Source organism: Streptomyces sp. CBMA123, from assembly GCF_014596465.1.
In the GTDB taxonomy this organism is placed as follows: Bacteria; Actinomycetota; Actinomycetes; order Streptomycetales; family Streptomycetaceae; genus Kitasatospora.
Map to the genome: position 1 here is coordinate 23,330 of NZ_MECK01000612.1, position 17,446 is coordinate 40,775.

Sequence of the window (17,446 nt, forward strand, 5' to 3'; positions counted from 1 at the left end):
CGACGTACCGCCTGTCAGGGCGCATCCGGTGATCAACCCGCCCACGCAGAGAAGGGCCGGCAGACTCCGAGTCCGCCACTCGCCCGTCATGGCAGGATCTCGTACTGGTCGGCTCGGTCGAGCAGCGGAGTGTCGATGAGCGTCTTCGCCTCCACCGGGTTCTTCAGGAGCTGCTGATACTTGGGCAACATGTCCTTGCGGATCCAGTCCATCCGGTCATTCGTATCGGTCACGTAGCGGTCGTCCCACCAGGTCGACCATTCGCCGCCGTAGTAGCCGTTGAAGGACTTGCCGCCCGGGATCGGCGACTTGGTCATGGCCGACAACACCTCGGCGAAGGTCTCCCCGACCGGGCCGTGGTAGTTCTCCACGTCCCGGTACGAGTCCGGCAGCACCTTGGTCTGCTCACGCTCCAGCAGAGCGGCGTTCCCCGCCGCCACCCGCTTCGGGTCGCCCGAGTCGATGTCCCGCCAGGCATCGACCAGTTCCGGCGGGTACTTGTGCTGGTCCTGCTGCTGCAACGCCTCGATGCCGGCCACCCCGTACTGCTGGTAGGCGGCGTGCATGGAGCCGACGTCGTCGAAGATGTCCTTCTGCATGTGCAGGAACTTGTTCTCGAACCACTGCACCTCGTCGGTACTCATCGTGGACAGCAGCCCCACCCCGGGGACGGGGGTCACCAGCCCGCCGACGTCCGCTCCCTTGATGAACTCGTCGAGGTCGTGGATCCCCCCGTACACCGGCGCTCCGGCCAGCTTGGCCATGCCGGCCCACTGGAAGTCCGGGTTCTCGTCCCACAGCTTCTGGTACCAGGCATAGACCTTCTGCACGGTCTCGTCGTTGAAGTCGAGCCCCTGATCCGGGTGCCACTTCGACGGGTCGATCCCGGCCTTCCGCATCGCGAGTTGCTTGTAGTACTCCTCCAGCGGCGGCACACCGGGCAGACCCTGGACCTTCCACGGCGCGGCGTCCAGGAACAGGTTCCGCTGGTCCGGCGTCAGCGCGCCCCACCAGGCGGACCGGGCGGCCGGGTCCGTGGGGACGGCGTCCCCCTCGACGGCCCCGGCGAGCCGGGTGGCCTCGCCGAGGTCCTTGGTCGCGGCCTGGACCGCACCCGCGAGGCCGGTCCGCCCACTGCCGTCCAGGAGCTTGGACTCCCCGGCCAGCTTGCCCAGTTCTTCCGCGCACTTGGCGTCCGCCCGGGTGGCGGCCTGCACGGCGGCGGCGATGTCGGCGGTCAGGGTGGCGGCGTAGGCGGCCTCCGCCCGGTAGGAGTCGGCGGCCTCCTGGCGGAGCGCCGCGTTCTTGGGCAGTTGGTCCACCGGTGTCGGCGTCGCCGTGACCGTCCCGTTCGCGTCGACCGCGAGGCCTCGCCTGCTCGCCTCCGTCAGCGCCCACTGCAGTTCCTGCTGGGCGGCGGTCACGGCCTGGACGAAGCCGTCCAGGACCTTCTGCACCGCCTGCAGTTCCAGCGCGGCCACCTGCAGTTGCAGTTCCTGCTCGCCGAAGGAGTGCCGGGCTCCGGTCGCGGCGGTGCCGGTCCAGGTGCCGATCGGCTTCAGCACCGACTCCTCGATGTGCTGCCGTGCTTGGTCGAACGCCTTGGCGACGGCCTGCCAGTCCTTGCCGGCCTCCGTCACCGACTCCAGCTTCACGTCGCGCAGGTGCGCGAAGTCCACCACAGGAGCCCCCCTTCCCCGTGTTCTCCTACTGGAGGGCCTTGGCCGTCCCCTTCTCGGTCCTGCCGTAGCCGTCGGCGGCCGTGCGGAGCGCCTCCTCGTCCTTGCCGAGCGCGGTACGGATCTTCTCCACGCCCTGGGTCCACGAGGTCACCACGGCAGCCAGTTGCCCGGCCACCTGCCAGCCCCCGAGGGCCGTCTCGGCGGTCCCCGAGGCGGTGCCGGCGGTCTGGACCGGTTTGGCCAGGCCGGCGGTGATGGACGACGCGTTGTCCGCCGCGAACTTCAGCTGTTGCGGCGACACGTCGAATCCGGGATCCGGCATCGGATCGACCCCCCATGTTCGATGCGATTTCCAAAACCCTAGCGGTGGCGGACCGTTCGCCGCCGGACTTTCTCGAACGTGAGCGCGATCCGTTGCGGGCGGACCCCTGGCGAGATTCTCCGTACTATGTATAGTGTACCGCGTACGGGATATCCGTACGCAGTGACGAGAGGGCTCCGCCATGCAGATCACCACCACCGTCGTCTCCCTGACCGTCGAGGACACCGCCGCCTCCGCCGCCTTCCTCCAGCGGCACTTCGGCTACACCGAGCAGATGTCCGCCGACGGCTTCGTCTCGCTCGCCCACCCGGGCGGCGGGATCGGCGTCGTCTACCTGCGCCGCGGCCTGGAGGTGCTGCCCGAGGACCAGCGCGACCGCACGGCGGACGGGCTGATCCTGGCCTTCACCGTCGAGGACATCGCCGCGCAGGAGCGGCGGCTGCGCGAGGAGGGGGTCGAGATCACCCTGCCGCTGCGCGAGGAGCCGTGGGGCGAGAAGCTGTTCCAGGTCGCCGACCCGAACGGGGTCGTGATCCAGCTGGTCGAGTGGGCCCAGCGGTAAGGGCCGGCCGTACGCAGGACCGGAGAACGCGAGGCGCCCCCGTCCGACGAGGGACGGGGGCGCCGACGTGCGGGCCGGGGCGGACCAGGGCGGACCGGGGCGGTCAGTCCACCGTCCAGGTGTCGTTGCCCGCCAGCAGCGTCGCCAGGTCGCCCGGCCCGCGCTGGGCGACGGCGGTGGCCAGCTGGTCCGCCATCAGCTCGTCGTAGACCGGCCGGCGGACGTCGCGCAGCACGCCGATCGGCGTGTGGTGCAGGGTGTCCGCGTCGGCGATCCGGGAGAGCGCGAAGGCCGTCGCCGGGCCGGCCGCGTGGGCGTCGTGCACCAGGACGTCCGCCTCGTTCGAGGGCGTGACCGGCGCGACGAACAGCTCGCCGTCCGGGCCCCGGAAGACGCCGCTGCCCGACTCCGCGCCGAAGCGGATCGGCTGCCCGTGCTCCAGCCGGATCAGCGCCTCGTCCCGGGTGCCGGCGTCCTTCAGCACCTCGAAGGCGCCGTCGTTGAAGATGTTGCAGTTCTGGTAGATCTCCACCAGCGCGGTGCCCTCGTGCCCGGCCGCCGCCCGCAGCACCGACTGGAGGTGCCGGCGATCCGAGTCGATGGTGCGGGCCACGAAGGTGGCCTCGGCGCCGATCGCCAGCGACAACGGGTTGAACGGCGCGTCCAGCGAGCCCATCGGGGTGGACTTGGTGATCTTGCCGAGTTCGCTGGTCGGCGAGTACTGGCCCTTGGTGAGGCCGTAGATCCGGTTGTTGAACAGCAGGATCTTCAGATTGACGTTGCGCCGCAGGGCGTGGATCAGGTGGTTGCCGCCGATCGACAGCGCGTCGCCGTCACCGGTCACCACCCACACGCTCAGGTCCCGCCGGGAGGAGGCCAGCCCGGTCGCGATCGCCGGCGCCCGGCCGTGGATCGAGTGCACCCCGTAGGTGTTCATGTAGTACGGGAAGCGCGAGGAGCAGCCGATGCCGGAGACGAACACCGTGTTCTCGCGCCGGATGCCGAGCTCCGGCATGAAGGACTGCACCGCCGCCAGGACCGCGTAGTCCCCGCAGCCCGGGCACCAGCGCACCTCCTGGTCGGTCTTGAAGTCCCGGGCGCTCTGCGGCTCTTCGGCCTTGGGCACCAGCCGCAACGACGGGAAGGCACGCTTCTCGGAGCCAACGTCACTCATCGGTGGTCCTCCTCGTCCAGGCTGCCGATCGCCGCCCACAGCACGTCCGCCAACTGCGCCGCCTTGAACGGCAGTCCGCGCACCTGGTTGTAGGACTCCGCGTCCACCAGGTACTTCGCCCGCAGCAGCAGCGCGAGCTGGCCCAGGTTCATCTCGGGCACGATGACCTTCTCGTAACTGCGCAGCACCACACCCAGGTTGGCCGGGAACGGGTTGAGGTTGCGCAGGTGCGCCTGGGCGACCTCGCCGCCGTCCGCCCGCACCCGGCGCACCGCCGCGGTGATCGGGCCGTAGGTCGAGCCCCAGCCGAGCACCAGCACCCGGGCGTCCCCGCTCGGGTCGTCGACCTCCACCGGCTTGACCGTGATCCCGTCGACCTTCGCCTGCCGGGTGCGCACCATCAGGTCGTGGTTGGCCGGGTCGTAGGAGATGTTCCCGGTGCCGTCCTCCTTCTCGATGCCGCCGATCCGGTGCTCCAGCCCGGCCGTGCCGGGCACCGCCCAGGGCCGGGCCAGGGTGTGCGGATCCCGCAGGTACGGCCAGAAGGCGCCGTCCTCGCGGTTCGGGGCGGTGGCGAACTTCGGGTCGATCTCCGGCAGTTCGCCGACCTCCGGGATCCGCCAGGGCTCCGAGCCGTTCGCCAGGTAGCCGTCCGAGAGCAGGAACACCGGGGTGCGGTAGGTCACCGCGATCCGGGCCGCCTCCAGCGCGGCGTCGAAGCACTCGGCGGCCGTGGCCGGGGCGACGATCGGTACCGGCGCCTCGCCGTTGCGGCCGAACATCGCCTGCAGCAGGTCCGCCTGCTCGGTCTTGGTCGGCAACCCGGTGGACGGGCCGCCGCGCTGGATGTCCACCACCAGCAGCGGCAGTTCCAGCGAGACCGCCAGGCCGATCGTCTCCGACTTGAGTGCCACGCCCGGCCCGGAGGTGGTCGTCACGCCCAGCGCCCCGCCGAAGGCCGCGCCGAGCGCCGCGCCGATGCCGGCGATCTCGTCCTCGGCCTGGAAGGTGCGCACCCCGAAGTCCTTGTGCCGGCTCAGCTCGTGCAGGATGTCCGAGGCCGGGGTGATCGGGTACGAGCCCAGGTACAGCGGCAGGCCGGAGCGCTGCGCGGCGGCGATCAGCCCGTAGGACAGCGCCAGGTTGCCGGAGATGTTGCGGTAGCGCCCGGCCGGGAGCCTGGCCGGCGGCACCTCGTAGGAGACCGCGAAGGTCTCGGTGGTCTCGCCGAAGTTCCAGCCCGCCCGGAAGGCGCCGATGTTCGCCTCGGCGATCTGCGGATTCTTGGCGAACTTGGCGCGCAGGAAGGTCTCGGTGCCGTGGGTGGGCCGGTGGTACATCCAGGACAGCAGCCCCAGGGCGAACATGTTCTTCGCCCGCTCGGCGTCCTTGCGGGCCAGCCCGCTGTCCTTGAGCGCCTCCAGGGTCAGCGCGGTGAGCGGCACCGGGTGGAGGTGGAAGGCGTCCAGCGAGCCGTCGCCGAGCGGGTCCGCGGCGTAACCCACCTTGGCCAGCGCCCGCTTGGTGAACTCGTCGGTGTTGACGATGATCTCCGCGCCGCGCGGCAGGTCCGGCAGGTTCGCCTTCAGGGCCGCCGGGTTCATCGCCACCAGCACGTTCGGGGCGTCGCCCGGGGTGAGGATGTCGTGGTCGGCGAAGTGCAGTTGGAAGGACGAGACGCCCGGCAGGGTGCCGGCGGGAGCCCGGATCTCGGCCGGGAAGTTCGGCAGCGTGGAGAGGTCGTTGCCGAACGCGGCCGTCTCCGAGGTGAACCGGTCACCGGTGAGCTGCATGCCGTCACCCGAGTCGCCGGCGAACCGGATGATCACCCGGTCGAGTCTGCGGATGGGCTTGGCCCGCCGCTCCGGTGGGCCGCCCGGGGCGTGCGCGCCGACGGGCCCGGCCGCTCCGGGGGGTCCGGCACCGTCACCGGTACGACCCTCGTCGCCGTCCGATCCGTCCACTGCCTCTGACTGATCGACCTGACTGGTCACTGCCGCGGACCTCCTCGTGGGCACACCACCGCGGGCGCGGCCCCGTGCCCCGTCCGCCTGGTGCACCGCTCGCATCCTATGCGCGCGCACTCCGCCCAGGCCGGAACTCCGGCAGGATTTCACCCGCCCATGCCGGTACCTCTTTCCGGCACAACAGCCGGCCGCCGGAGATCATTCCGCACACGGACCGAGCGGGCCGCGCCCGGGCCGCGCGGAGCCGGCCCGGGGCGGCTCCAGGCTCAGGAGTTCTCACGGGTCACGAGCTCTCACGGCTCAGGAGTTGAGGTAGGTGAGCACCGCGAGCACCCGGCGGTGGTCCTCCGGGCTCTGCGCCAGGCCGAGCTTGAGGAAGATGTTGCTGACGTGCTTTTCCACCGCGCCGTCCGAGACCACCATCTGCTTGGCCACCGCCGCGTTGGTGCGCCCCTCCGCCATCAGCGCGAGCACCTCGCGCTCGCGCGGCGTGAGGTTGGCCAGCACGTCGCCCTTGCGACTGCGGCTGAGCAACTGCTGCACCACCTCCGGGTCCAGCGCGGTGCCGCCCTCGGCGACCCGCACCACCGCGTCGGCGAACTCGCGCACCTCGGCGACCCGGTCCTTCAGCAGGTAGCCGACGCCCCGGGTGGAGCCGGCCAGCAGCTCGGAGGCGTACCGCTCCTCCACGAACTGCGACAGCACCAGCACGCCCAGCTGCGGGTAGCGCCCGCGCAGTTCCACGCAGGCGCGCAGGCCCTCGTCGGTGTGGGTCGGGGGCATCCGCACGTCCGAGACCACCACGTCCGGCAGGTCGCCGGACGCCGCCAGGTCGTGGATGGTCTTCACCAGGGCGGCGCCGTCCCCGACCCCGGCCACCACCTCCAGGCCGCGGTCGGTGAGCAGCCGGGTCAGACCTTCCCGCAGCAGTACGGAGTCCTCGGCGATGACGACGCGGCGCATGGTGACCTTCCGGCAGGCGTGAGCTGACGGGTGTCAGTCTCCCCCATCCCGGCGGGCCGCCGCGGCCGTGGGGCCGGATCGCCCGAGGGCGGTCACATGGTGCGGATGGCCACCGCGTCGCACAGCCCGTCCAGGGCCGCCTTCGCCGCGCAGTCCGGCAGCGGGGCCAGCAGCGCCCGGGCCTCCTCGGCGTGCCGCAGGGTCTCCCGGCGGGCGCGCTCCAGGGCGGGGTGGGCGCGCAGCAGGCGCAGCGCCTCGGCGTGCAGGTCGTCGTCGGAGAGGTCCTGGGCGAGCAGTTCGCGCAGCCGGGTGTCGTCCGGGTCGGCCGGGTCGGCCGGCATCTGCTCCAGCAGCAGGGTCGGCAGGGTGGGCACGCCCTCGCGCAGGTCGGTGCCGGGGGTCTTGCCGGACTCGTGGCCGTCGCTGGCGATGTCCAGCACGTCGTCAGCCAGCTGGAAGGCGATGCCGATCCGCTCGCCGAACTCGCCGAGGGTGTCCACCAGGTCCGGCGCGGCGCCGGCCATCAGCGCTCCTATCCGGCAGGAGACGGCGATCAGCGATCCGGTCTTGCCCGCGAGCACGTCCAGGTAGTGCAGCAGCGGGTCCAGATCCGGGCCGGGGCCGCGGGTCTCCAGGATCTGGCCGGTGACCAGCCGCTCGAAGGCCTCGGCCTGCATCCGCACCGCCGCCGGGCCGAGGTCGGCCAGCACCTGGGAGGCCCGGGAGAACAGGAAGTCGCCGGTGAGGATGGCCACCGAGTTGTCCCAGCGGGAGTTGGCGCTCTCGGCGCCGCGCCGCACCGGGGCCTCGTCCATCACGTCGTCGTGGTACAGCGTGGCCAGGTGGGTCAGCTCGACGACCACCGCGGCCGGCACCACGCCGGGCGCGCCCGGGTCGCCGAACTGGGCGGCCAGCAGCAGGAGCAGCGGACGGAAGCGCTTGCCGCCGGCCTCGATCAGGTGGCTGGCGGTGACGGTGATGAACGGGACGTCGCTCTTGACGGCCTCGGAGAGCGCCGCCTCCACCGCGTCCAGTCCGGCCTGGACGTCCCGGGTCAGGTCGCGGTCCTGCACGCTGAGCCCGAAGGGTCCCACGACGGTCACGAAGACCACTCCTCTGTCCCTGGTCGATCTAGCGGCCTGGTCCCTGAGTGCCGCCGCTGGCCATACAGGCAGGGTATCCGGTCGCGAGTGGATCACTGCACGGGCGTGCGGATCCTGTCATGCCCGAGCCGGAAGGCCTGGTCAGACGGTCTCCACGGGCCATGCGGCGGTGGGGGCGAATTCCTCTGGAAACAACGGCTGGAGATCGGCCCGGACTTCCGGACCGACCTCCAGCGGACCGACCCGCGCCGCTCGGCGCGCGCGTCGGTGCGCGCATCGCCACGACGCGCACCGCTGCGCGGACCAGTGCCGCGAATGCCGCGAATCAGTAGGCGAACAACGAGGCCTTGGACGCGAGGTCCAGGAAGTACTGCGGCAGCAGGCCCAGACCCAGCGTGACCAGCACCCCCACCCCGATCGCGGTCGCCGTGAAGGCGCTCGGGACCGCCACCGTCGGACCGCCCGGCTGCGGGTCGGAGAAGAACATCAGCACGATCACCCGGATGTAGAAGAACGCGGCCACCGCCGAACTCAGCACACCGACGATCACCAGCGGTGTGGCCCCGCCGGCCGCCGCCGCCTGGAACACCGCGAACTTCCCGGTGAACCCGGAGGTCAGCGGGATCCCGGCGAAGGCCAGCAGGAACAGCGCGAACACCGCCGCCACCAGCGGTGAACGCCGCCCCAGCCCCGCCCAGCTGGACAGGTGGGTCGCCTCGCCCTTGGAGTCGCGCACCAGGGTGACCACGGCGAAGGCGCCGAGCGTCACGAAGGAGTACGCCGCCAGGTAGAACAGCACCGAGGACAGCCCCTGCTTGTTGACGGCGATCACCCCGGTCAGGATGAACCCGGCGTGCGCGACCGAGGAGTACGCCAGCAGCCGCTTGACGTCCTGCTGGGTCACCGCCAGCACCGCGCCCACCACCATGGTCAGGATCGCCACGCCCCACAGCACCGGCCGCCAGTCCAGCCGCAGGCCCGGGAAGGCCACGTAGAACAACCGCAGGAACGCGCCGAACGCCGCCACCTTGGTGGCCGAGGCCATGAAGCCGGTCACCGGGGTCGGCGCGCCCTGGTAGACGTCCGGGGTCCAGGAGTGGAACGGCACCGCGCCGACCTTGAACAGCAGGCCCACCGCCAGCATCGCCAGGCCGGCCAGCAGCAGCACGTCGCTCTGGGTGCTGCTGAGCTGCGCCGGGGTGGTCATCGCCTTGCCGGAGATGACGTCCGCGATGTCGCCGAGTTTCACGCTGCCGGCGTAGCCGTACAGCAGCGCCGTGCCGAACAGGAAGAACGCCGAGGCGAAGGCGCCGAGCAGGAAGTACTTGACCGCCGCCTCCTGGGAGAGCAGCCGGCGGCGCCGGGCCAGCGCGCAGAGCAGGTACAGCGGGAGGGAGAAGACCTCCAGCGCCACGAACATGGTCAGCAGGTCGTTGGCGGACGGGAAGAGCAGCATCCCGCCGACCGCGAACATGGTCAGCGGGAAGACCTCGGTGGTGGTGAAGCCGGCCCGGACCGCGGCCCGCTCCTGCTCCCCGCCGGGGGTGGCGGAGGCCTGGGCGGCGAAGGCGTCGGCGGGCAGGCCGCCGGCCTTGGGCTCCAGCCGGCGCTCCGCGTAGGTCAGCACCGTCACCACGGCGACCAGCAGGATCACGCCTTGCAGGAACAGCGCCGGGCCGTCCAGCGCGACCGACTCCATGGCCAGCAGGTCGATCCGCGGCGCGCCGTGGCCCTGCGCGGCCAGCACCACCACGGCGGCGAAGGCGCCGGCCAGCGCGACCAGGGCGAGGGTGACCTGGGTCCAGTGCCGCAGCCGGCGCGGGACGAACGCCTCGACCAGGACGCCGGCCACGGCGGCGGCAAACACCACCAGCATCGGGGAGAGTTGGCCGTACTCGATGTGCGGGGACGGGATGCTCGGGGTGTTGCCGCCGGCGGCGGCGAGCACTGCGGTGACACTCACTTCTGCTCACCTCCTGAGGTGGCGGCGACCGGGTGGGCCGGCGCCGGGTCGGTCCGGTGGACCTGCGAGAGCGTCGCGTCCACCGAGGGGTTCACCAGGTCGGTGAGCGGCTTGGGGTAGACGCCGAGCAGCACGGTCAGCGCCACCAGCGGCGCCACCACGGCGAGTTCGCGGACCTTGAGGTCGGGCATCGCGCGCACGCCCTCCTTCACCGGGCCGGTCATGGTGCGCTGGTACAGCAGCAGGGCGTACAGCGCGGCCAGCACGATGCCGAAGGTGGCGACGATCCCGATCGCCGGGTAGCGGGTGAAGGTACCCACCAGCACCAGGAACTCGCTGACGAACGGGGCCAGCCCCGGCAGCGACAGGGTGGCCAGGCTGCCGATCAGGAACGTCCCGGCGAGCACCGGGGCGACCTTCTGCACACCGCCGTAGTCGGCGATCAGCCGCGAGCCGCGACGCGAGATCAGGAAGCCGGCCACCAGCATCCACGCGGCGGTGGAGAGGCCGTGGTTGACCATGTAGAGGGTCGCGCCGCTCTGGCCCTGGCTGGTCAGGGCGAAGATGCCCATGATGATGAAGCCGAAGTGCGAGATCGAGGCGTAGGCGACCAGCCGCTTGATGTCCTTCTGGCCGACCGCCAGCAGCGCGCCGTAGACGATCCCGATCAGCGACAGGACCAGGATCGCCGGGGCGAAGGTCTTCGAGGCGTCCGGGAACAGCCCGAGGCAGAAGCGCAGCATCGCGAAGGTGCCGACCTTGTCCACCACGGCGGTGATCAGCACGGCGGTGCCGGCCGTCGCCTCGCCCATCGCGTTCGGCAGCCAGGTGTGCAGCGGCCACAGCGGGGCCTTCACCGCGAAGGCGAAGAAGAAGCCCAGGAACAGCGCGTCCTGGGCGGTGCCGGACAGCTTCAGGCTGCCGTCGGCGACCGCGCCGGTGAGGGTCCGCAGGTCGAAGGTGCCGAGGCCCTGGTCCTGGGCGATCACGTACAGGCCGATCACCGCGGCCAGCATCACCAGGCCGCCGAGCAGGTTGTACAGCAGGAACTTGACGGCCGCGTAGGAGCGCTGACGCGCCGACTCCGGGCCGCCGGCCCGGTCGCCGAAGCCGCCGATCAGGAAGTACATCGGGATCAGCATGGCTTCGAAGAACACGTAGAACAGGAAGACGTCGGTGGCGTAGAAGGAGACGATCACCATCGCCTCCACCGCCAGGATCAGGGCGAAGAAGGCCTGGGTGCGGCGCCTGTTCTCGAAGGTGCCGTCCGGCGCGGCGGGGCCCGGGTCGGCGTCGTGCCAGGAGGCCAGCATCACCATCGGCACCAGGACGGCCGTCAGCAGGGCCAGCACCGCGCCGATGCCGTCCACGCCGAGCGAGAAGGTGATGCCGAAGGAACGGATCCAGCTGTACGACTCGGTCAGCTGGTAGCGGGCGCCGTGCGGGTCGAACCGCAGCGCCACCACGGCGGCCAGCGCCAGGGTGACGGCCGAGACGCCCAGCGCGACGGCCTTGGTGGTGCGGCGCCGGGCCTCGGTCGAGCCGGCCGGCAGCGCGGCGGTCAGCACCGCACCGGCCGCCGGGACGGCGCAGGTGACGGTCAGCAGCACACTCATGGCCTGGCCTCCCGACGCGTTTCAGGACGAGTCATCACACGGACCTCATCAGGAGAGTCGAGGCGACCAGCACCAGCGTGCCGCCGAACATGGAGAGCGCGTACGAGCGGACGAAACCGTTCTGGACCCGCCGCAGCCGGCCGGACAGGCCACCGATGAGGGCGGCCAGGCCGTTGACGAAGCCGTCCAGGCCGCGGCTGTCGAAGTAGACCAGGGTCGCGGTGAGCGCCGAGCCCGGCCGCACCAGCACGGCGTGGTTGAAGTCGTCCTGCAGCAGGTCGCGGCGGGCGGCCCGGGTGAGCGGGGAGCCGACCGGCGGCACCACCGGGACGGGCGAGCGCCCGTACATCGCGTACGACAGCCCGACGCCGGCCAGCATGCAGGCGGTGGTCAGCCCGGTGACGGTCCAGGAACCGAGCGGCGAGTTGCCCTCGCTGTGCCCGGTGACCGGCTCCAGCCACCTCAGGAAGGAGTTGTTGTAGACGAACAGCCCGCCCGCGAACACCGAGCCGAAGGACAGCAGGACCATCGGGATCACCATGGTCCTCGGCGACTCGTGCGGGTGCGGGAGGTCGCCCTTCGCGTCCGGCTGCCAGCGCTTCTCGCCGAAGAAGGTCAGCAGCATCACCCGGGTCATGTAGAACGCGGTGACGGCCGCGCCGACCAGCGCGCACAGGCCGAGGATCCAACCCTCGGTGCCGCCCTTGGCGAAGGCCGCCTCGATGATCTTGTCCTTGGAGAAGAAGCCGGACAGGCCCGGGAAGCCGATGATGGCGAGGTAGCCCAGGCCGAAGGTGGCGAAGGTCCACGGCAGGTACTTCCGCAGGCCGCCGTAGTGACGCATGTCCACCTCGTCGTCCATGCCGTGCATGACCGACCCGGCGCCGAGGAACAGCCCGGCCTTGAAGAAGCCGTGGGTCACCAGGTGCATGATCGCGAAGGCGTAGCCGATCGGGCCCAGCCCGGCCGCCATCACCATGTAGCCGATCTGCGACATGGTCGAACCGGCCAGCGCCTTCTTGATGTCGTCCTTGGCACACCCGACGATCGCACCGAACAGCAGCGTCACCACGCCGACCACCACCACGGCGGTCTGGGCGTCCGGCGCCAGGTTGAAGATCGCCGAGGAGCGGGTGATCAGGTAGACGCCAGCCGTCACCATGGTGGCCGCGTGGATCAGGGCCGAGACCGGGGTCGGGCCCTCCATCGCGTCCCCGAGCCAGGACTGCAACGGCACCTGCGCCGACTTGCCGCACGCGGCCAGCAGCAGCATCAGGCCGATCGCCGTCAGCTTGCCCTCGCTCGCCTGGTGCGCCCCGTCGAAGACCGGGGTGAAGGCGAAGGAGCCGAACTCGGCAAACATCAGCATGATCGCGATCGACAGGCCCATGTCGCCGACCCGGTTGACGATGAAGGCCTTCTTGGCCGCCGTCGCCGCGCTCGGCTTGTGCTGCCAGAAGCCGATCAGCAGGTACGAGGCCAGCCCCACACCCTCCCAACCGGCGTACAGCAGGAGGTAGTTGTCCGCGAGCACCAGCAGCAGCATGGCGGCCAGGAACAGGTTCAGATACGCGAAGAAGCGGCGCCTGCGCTCGTCGTGCGCCATGTAGCCCACCGAGTACAGGTGGATCAGCGTGCCGACACCCGTGATCAGCAGCACGAAGGTCATCGACAACTGGTCGAGCCGGAACGAGACGTCGGCCTGGAAGGCGTTCACCGACACCCAGCTGAACAGGTGCTCGGTCACCGCCCGGTGCTCGGCGCTCCGGCCCAGCATGTCCGAGAACAACGCCAGGCCGAAGCCGAACGAGAGCGCGGCAAGCGCGGTGGCCAGCCAGTGGCCGAACCGGTCGAATGCCCGGCCGCCCAGGAGCAGCAGGGCGGCACCGGCCAGCGGGGCCGCCACCAGCAGCGGAATGAGAGAGTTCACCGAGGGCCCTCCGCCTACAGCTTCATCAGGTTGCTGTCGTCGACCGAAGCGGAGTGCCTGGTCCGGAAGATGGAGACGATGATGGCGAGGCCGACCACGACCTCGGCCGCCGCGACCACCATCGTGAAGAACGCGATGATCTGACCGTCCAGGGTCCCGTGCAGCCGGGAGAACGTCACCAGCGCCAGGTTCGAGGCGTTCAGCATCAGCTCCACGCACATGAACAGCACGATCGCGTTGCGCCGGATCAGCACCCCGGACGCGCCGATGGTGAACAACAGGGCTGACAGGTAGAGGTAGTTGACCGGGTTCACTCCGCGCCCTCCTTGCCGGCCGCGTGATCGGTACCGCCGTTGCCGTTGCCATTGCCGTTGCCGTTGCCGGTGTCGCCGTTGCCGTTGGCACGGGCGTTGGCACGGGCGTTGGCCGGCGCCAGGGACTTGCGCACAGCCGCCACCGCCGGCCGCTCCGAGGACGGACGGCCCAGCCAGTCCGCCGTGCTGTTCTCCAGCTCCGCCATCCGCCGGAGCATCGCCTGGCTGACGTCCCGGACCTGACCGCGCTCGCGCAGCGTCGCCATCACCGAGTCCTCGGCGACCGTGCCGTCCGGCAGCAGCGCCGGGACGTCCACCGCGTTGTGCCGCGCGTACACACCCGGCGCCGGCATCGGCGGCACCTGGATGTTGTCCCGCACCCGCTGCTCCGCCAGCTCGCGCTGGGTCTTCGGCGCCTTCACGTGCTCCCGGTGGGTCAGCACCATCGCGCCGATCGCCGCGGTGATCAGCAGCGCGCCGGTGACCTCGAAGGCCCACACGTACCGGGTGAAGATCAGCCGGGCCAGACCCGGCACATTGCCCTCGGCGTTCGCCTCGGCCAGCCCGGTGAAGTGGTCCAGCTTCGCAGCGGCGATCCCCGCGATCAGCAGCACCCCGAAGCCCAGCCCGCACAGCACCGCCGCGAACCGCTGGCCCTTCAGCTGCTCCTTCAGGGAGTCCTCGCTGGTCACGCCGACCAGCATCACCACGAACAGGAACAGCATCATGATCGCGCCGGTGTACACCACGATCTGCACCACGCCCAGGAACACCGCGCCCTGGGCCATGTAACAGACCGCCAGCGCCAGCATCGTCGCCGCCAGGCACAGCGCGCTGTGCACCGCCTTGCGCATCAGCAGCATGCCCAGCGCGCCACCGACCGCGATCACCGCGAGCACCCAGAACTGGACGGCCTCACCCGTGGAGGTCGTCCCGCTCGCCGCCGCCAGCTGTGCGATCACTGCCGCACCTCCTTGTCCCGGTCGGTGCGCTCCTGCTGGACCGTCCCCGGCGCCGCCGCGGTGATCTCGCCCCGGTAGTACGCGCCCTCGTCGGCGCCCGGGAAGATCTCGTGCGGGGTGTCCACCATGCCCTCGGACAGGCCCACCAGCAGCTGCTCCTTGGTGAAGATCAGGTCCTTGCGGGAGGAGTCGGCCAGCTCGTAGTCGTTGGTCATGGTCAGCGCCCTGGTCGGGCAGGCCTCGATGCACAGCCCGCACAGGATGCAGCGGGCGTAGTTGATCTGGTACACCACGCCGTAGCGCTCACCCGGCGAGTAGCGCTCCTCGTCCCGGTTGTCCGCGCCCTCCACGTAGATCGCGTCGGCCGGGCAGGCCCACGCGCACAACTCGCAGCCGACGCACTTCTCCAGGCCGTCCGGATGCCGGTTCAGCTGGTGGCGGCCGTGGAAACGCGGAGCGGTGGGCTTCTTCTGCTCCGGGTACTGCTCGGTGAGCCGCTTCTTGAACATGGCCTTGAAGGTCACGCCGAAGCCGGCGGCCGGACCGAGGATCGACGGCCGGTCGGCCCGCTCGGGCCGGCCCGTCTGGTCGGACTCCATCTCGGATCAGCTCCCTTCGGAATGGTCGGCCCCGTTGAGGGCGTCCTGGAGTTGCTTCGGAGCGCGGCTCGGCCGGCGCGGCACCGGCGGGAGCACCTGACCGGGCAGCGGCGGCACCGGGTACCCGCCCGCCATCGGGTCGAACTCTCCCCCAGCCTTCGGCCGGGAGGTGCCCCCACCCGGTGGCGGCTGTTCTTCCTCCGGCTGCTTCTTCAGGAAGTCCCGGACCAGCACCAGCAGCAGGACCGCGCCGACCGGCGCCCCCACGTACAGCACCACCGAACCGGAGCCGTACCCCTCGTTGCGCAGCGCCCGCACGCTCGCGATCAGCACCAGCCACACCAGCGAGACCGGGATCAGCACCTTCCAGCCCAGCTTCATGAACTGGTCGTAGCGCAGCCGGGGCAGCGTGCCGCGCAGCCAGATGAAGAAGAACAGCAGCAACTGGATCTTCAGCGTGATCCACAGCATCGGCCACCAGCCGTGGTTGGCGCCCTCCCAGAACGTCGACACCGGCCACGGGGCCCGCCAACCGCCCAGGAACAGGGTCGAGGCCACCGCCGAGACCGTCACCATGTTGACGTACTCGGCCAGCATGAACATCGCGAACTTCAGCGAGGAGTACTCGGTGTTGAAGCCGCCCACCAGCTCGCCCTCGGCCTCCGGAAGGTCGAACGGCGCCCGGTTGGTCTCACCGACCATCGCGATGACGTACACGATGAACGACACCGGCAGCAGCACCGCGAACCACCTCGGCTGCTGGTGCGCCACGATCTCCGAGGTCGACATCGACCCCGAGTAGACGAACACCGCCGCGAAGGACAGGCCCATCGCGATCTCGTAGCTGATCATCTGCGCGGCCGACCGCACCCCGCCCAGCAGCGGATACGTCGAACCCGACGACCAGCCCGCCAGCACGATCCCGTAGATGCCCACCGAGGCCGTCGCCAGCACGTACAGCAGCGCCACCGGGAAGTCCGTCAGCTGCAACGGCGTCCGGGTCCCGAAGATCGACACCTCGTCGCCGGGCGGACCGAACGGGATCACCGCGAAGGCCATGAACGCCGGGATCGCGCAGACGATCGGCGCCAGGATGTAGACCACCTTGTCCGCGCCCTTGACCACCAGGTCTTCCTTCAGCGCCAGCTTCACGCCGTCCGCCAGCGACTGCAGCAGACCCCACGGCCCGTGCCGGTTCGGCCCGATGCGCAACTGCATCCAGGCCACCACCTTGCGCTCCCAGACGATCGCGACCAGCACCGTCAGCAGCAGGAACGCGAAGCAGAACACCGCCTTCAGCAGCACCAGCCACCACGGGTCCTGGCCGAAGAAGTGCAGCGTCTCGTACGGCTTCGGAGTCATCGGACCTCCCCTTCCCGGGCCCCGCCCTCGACGACGACCGGCGCGAGCTCCGCCGCGGCGATCGTCACCAGGTGGCCGACGGTCGTACCGAGCGCGCGGTGGGCGCCGCCCGGCGTGGAGTTGAGCGGGATCCAGACCGTACGGTCCGGGACCGAGTCGGTGACCTCCAGCGGCAGCGTCAGCGAACCGGCCGGACCGGTCAGCCGCAGCGCCCCCGCCGCACCGGCGTCGATCTCCTTCGCGGTCGCCGCCGACACCCGGGCCACCGCCCGGTGCCGCGTCCCCGCCAGATGCGGATCGCCGTCCTGCAGCGACCCCTCGTCCAGCAGCAGACGCCAACCCGCCAGCACCGCCTGGCCGGTGGCCGGCCGCGGCAGCACCCCCGGGTGCGCCGCCGGATCCGCCGCGCGGTCACCCCGCCACGGCTCGAAGCGGTCCAGCTCCAGCCGGGCCGCCCGCACGTCCGCCAGACCCAGCCGGTGGCCCAGCGCGTCCGCCAGCATCTCCAGCACCCTTAGGTCGGACCAGAGATGACGGCCCATCTGCTGGTCCGGCTTCAGCGCGGCCTCGAACATCCGCACCCGGCCCTCCCAGTCCAGGAAGGTGCCCGCCTTCTCCGCCACCGCCGCCACCGGCAGCACCACATCGGCCCGCTCGGTCACCGCCGACGGCCGCAGCTCCAGCGACACCACGAACGGCACCGCCGCCAACGCCTCCCCGGCCAACGCCGGATCCGGCAGGTCGCCCGGATCCACCCCGCCGACCAGCAGCGCGTCCAGATCACCCCGCGCCGCCGCGGTCAGGATCTGACCGGTGTCCCGGCCCGGACGCGACGGCAGCTCCGCCACCCCCCAGACCGCGGCCGCCTCCGCCCGCGCCGCCACCGCCGCCACCGGACGGCCACCCGGCAACAGACCCGGCAGCGCA

15 protein-coding genes are annotated in these 17,446 nt (G+C 71.0%); 1 reads left to right on the top strand and 14 read right to left on the bottom strand.

The genetic code is table 11. The features are described from left to right. Positions 1–86: 86 nt before the first annotated feature. Together BG452_RS39735 and BG452_RS39740 are read right to left on the bottom strand one after the other, a co-directional pair. A complete protein-coding gene (locus BG452_RS39735; protein WP_188309212.1) occupies positions 87–1,679 on the bottom strand; it encodes a DUF2515 family protein in 1,593 nt (530 codons plus the stop codon). Positions 1,680–1,707: 28 nt separating this feature from the next. Then, the gene (locus tag BG452_RS39740; protein WP_188309213.1) at positions 1,708–2,004 is read right to left on the bottom strand and encodes a hypothetical protein; all 297 of its coding nucleotides are present in this window, start codon (positions 2,002–2,004) and stop codon (positions 1,708–1,710) included. Between the two features lie 181 nt (positions 2,005–2,185). Here BG452_RS39740 and BG452_RS39745 point away from each other — a divergent pair, with 181 nt between their 5' ends. Further along, positions 2,186–2,566: a VOC family protein gene (locus BG452_RS39745; RefSeq protein WP_188309214.1), complete on the top strand. Its 381-nt coding sequence runs from the start codon at positions 2,186–2,188 to the stop codon at positions 2,564–2,566. A gap of 103 nt (positions 2,567–2,669) precedes the next feature. Here the strand turns inward: BG452_RS39745 and BG452_RS39750 are convergent, their stop codons facing one another. The 12 genes from BG452_RS39750 to BG452_RS39805 form a co-directional block, all read right to left on the bottom strand. Further along, positions 2,670–3,740 (bottom strand): 2-oxoacid:ferredoxin oxidoreductase subunit beta, encoded by a 1,071-nt coding sequence (locus BG452_RS39750; RefSeq protein ID WP_188309215.1) that lies wholly within the window; start codon positions 3,738–3,740, stop codon positions 2,670–2,672. Next, entirely contained in the window at positions 3,737–5,569 is a 1,833-nt protein-coding gene (locus tag BG452_RS39755; RefSeq protein ID WP_411293091.1) for a 2-oxoacid:acceptor oxidoreductase subunit alpha, read from the bottom strand. The genes BG452_RS39750 and BG452_RS39755 overlap by 4 nt, the downstream gene beginning before the upstream one ends. Before the next feature lie 438 nt (positions 5,570–6,007). After that, on the bottom strand, positions 6,008–6,670 hold the full coding sequence (locus BG452_RS39760) for a response regulator transcription factor (protein WP_188309217.1): 663 nt from the start codon (positions 6,668–6,670) through the stop codon (positions 6,008–6,010). Positions 6,671–6,762: 92 nt separating this feature from the next. After that, positions 6,763–7,773: a polyprenyl synthetase family protein gene (locus BG452_RS39765; protein WP_188309218.1), complete on the bottom strand. Its 1,011-nt coding sequence runs from the start codon at positions 7,771–7,773 to the stop codon at positions 6,763–6,765. 325 nt (positions 7,774–8,098) lie between these two features. Next, positions 8,099–9,736, bottom strand: a complete 1,638-nt coding sequence (gene nuoN / locus BG452_RS39770; protein ID WP_188309219.1) for an NADH-quinone oxidoreductase subunit NuoN — start codon at positions 9,734–9,736, stop codon at positions 8,099–8,101. Continuing rightward, positions 9,733–11,352, bottom strand: coding sequence for an NADH-quinone oxidoreductase subunit M (locus BG452_RS39775; protein ID WP_188309220.1), 1,620 nt, complete (start codon positions 11,350–11,352; stop codon positions 9,733–9,735). Before BG452_RS39775 ends, nuoN begins: the two co-directional genes overlap by 4 nt. 34 nt (positions 11,353–11,386) lie before the next feature. Then, complete coding sequence (gene nuoL / locus BG452_RS39780; RefSeq protein WP_188309221.1) at positions 11,387–13,282, bottom strand: NADH-quinone oxidoreductase subunit L; 1,896 nt, start codon at positions 13,280–13,282, stop codon at positions 11,387–11,389. Between the two features lie 14 nt (positions 13,283–13,296). Continuing rightward, positions 13,297–13,596 (bottom strand): NADH-quinone oxidoreductase subunit NuoK, encoded by a 300-nt coding sequence (gene nuoK / locus BG452_RS39785; protein ID WP_188309222.1) that lies wholly within the window; start codon positions 13,594–13,596, stop codon positions 13,297–13,299. Beyond that, on the bottom strand, positions 13,593–14,558 hold the full coding sequence (locus tag BG452_RS39790; protein WP_188309223.1) for an NADH-quinone oxidoreductase subunit J: 966 nt from the start codon (positions 14,556–14,558) through the stop codon (positions 13,593–13,595). Before BG452_RS39790 ends, nuoK begins: the two co-directional genes overlap by 4 nt. Further along, positions 14,555–15,157 carry an NADH-quinone oxidoreductase subunit NuoI gene (gene nuoI / locus BG452_RS39795; protein WP_188309224.1) on the bottom strand — a complete coding sequence of 201 codons (603 nt, stop codon included), beginning with the start codon at positions 15,155–15,157 and terminating at the stop codon, positions 14,555–14,557. The genes BG452_RS39790 and nuoI overlap by 4 nt, the downstream gene beginning before the upstream one ends. A gap of 6 nt (positions 15,158–15,163) precedes the next feature. Next, the gene (gene nuoH, locus BG452_RS39800) at positions 15,164–16,519 is read right to left on the bottom strand and encodes an NADH-quinone oxidoreductase subunit NuoH (RefSeq protein ID WP_188309225.1); all 1,356 of its coding nucleotides are present in this window, start codon (positions 16,517–16,519) and stop codon (positions 15,164–15,166) included. Further along, the coding region (locus BG452_RS39805) for a molybdopterin-dependent oxidoreductase (protein ID WP_188309226.1) at positions 16,516–17,446 on the bottom strand (931 nt) is incomplete at its 5' end. The genes nuoH and BG452_RS39805, both read right to left, overlap by 4 nt.

Excerpts from the sequence above, each read along its gene's own strand:
- BG452_RS39740 (WP_188309213.1), bottom strand. The coding sequence starts at position 2,004 with ATGCCGGATCCCGGATTCGACGTGTCGCCGCAACAGCTGAAGTTCGCG.
- BG452_RS39745 (WP_188309214.1), top strand. The coding sequence starts at position 2,186 with ATGCAGATCACCACCACCGTCGTCTCCCTGACCGTCGAGGACACCGCC.
- BG452_RS39750 (WP_188309215.1), bottom strand. The coding sequence starts at position 3,740 with ATGAGTGACGTTGGCTCCGAGAAGCGTGCCTTCCCGTCGTTGCGGCTG.
- BG452_RS39760 (WP_188309217.1), bottom strand. The coding sequence starts at position 6,670 with ATGCGCCGCGTCGTCATCGCCGAGGACTCCGTACTGCTGCGGGAAGGT.
- BG452_RS39775 (WP_188309220.1), bottom strand. The coding sequence starts at position 11,352 with ATGAGTGTGCTGCTGACCGTCACCTGCGCCGTCCCGGCGGCCGGTGCG.
- nuoI (WP_188309224.1), bottom strand. The coding sequence starts at position 15,157 with ATGGAGTCCGACCAGACGGGCCGGCCCGAGCGGGCCGACCGGCCGTCG.
- nuoH (WP_188309225.1), bottom strand. The coding sequence starts at position 16,519 with ATGACTCCGAAGCCGTACGAGACGCTGCACTTCTTCGGCCAGGACCCG.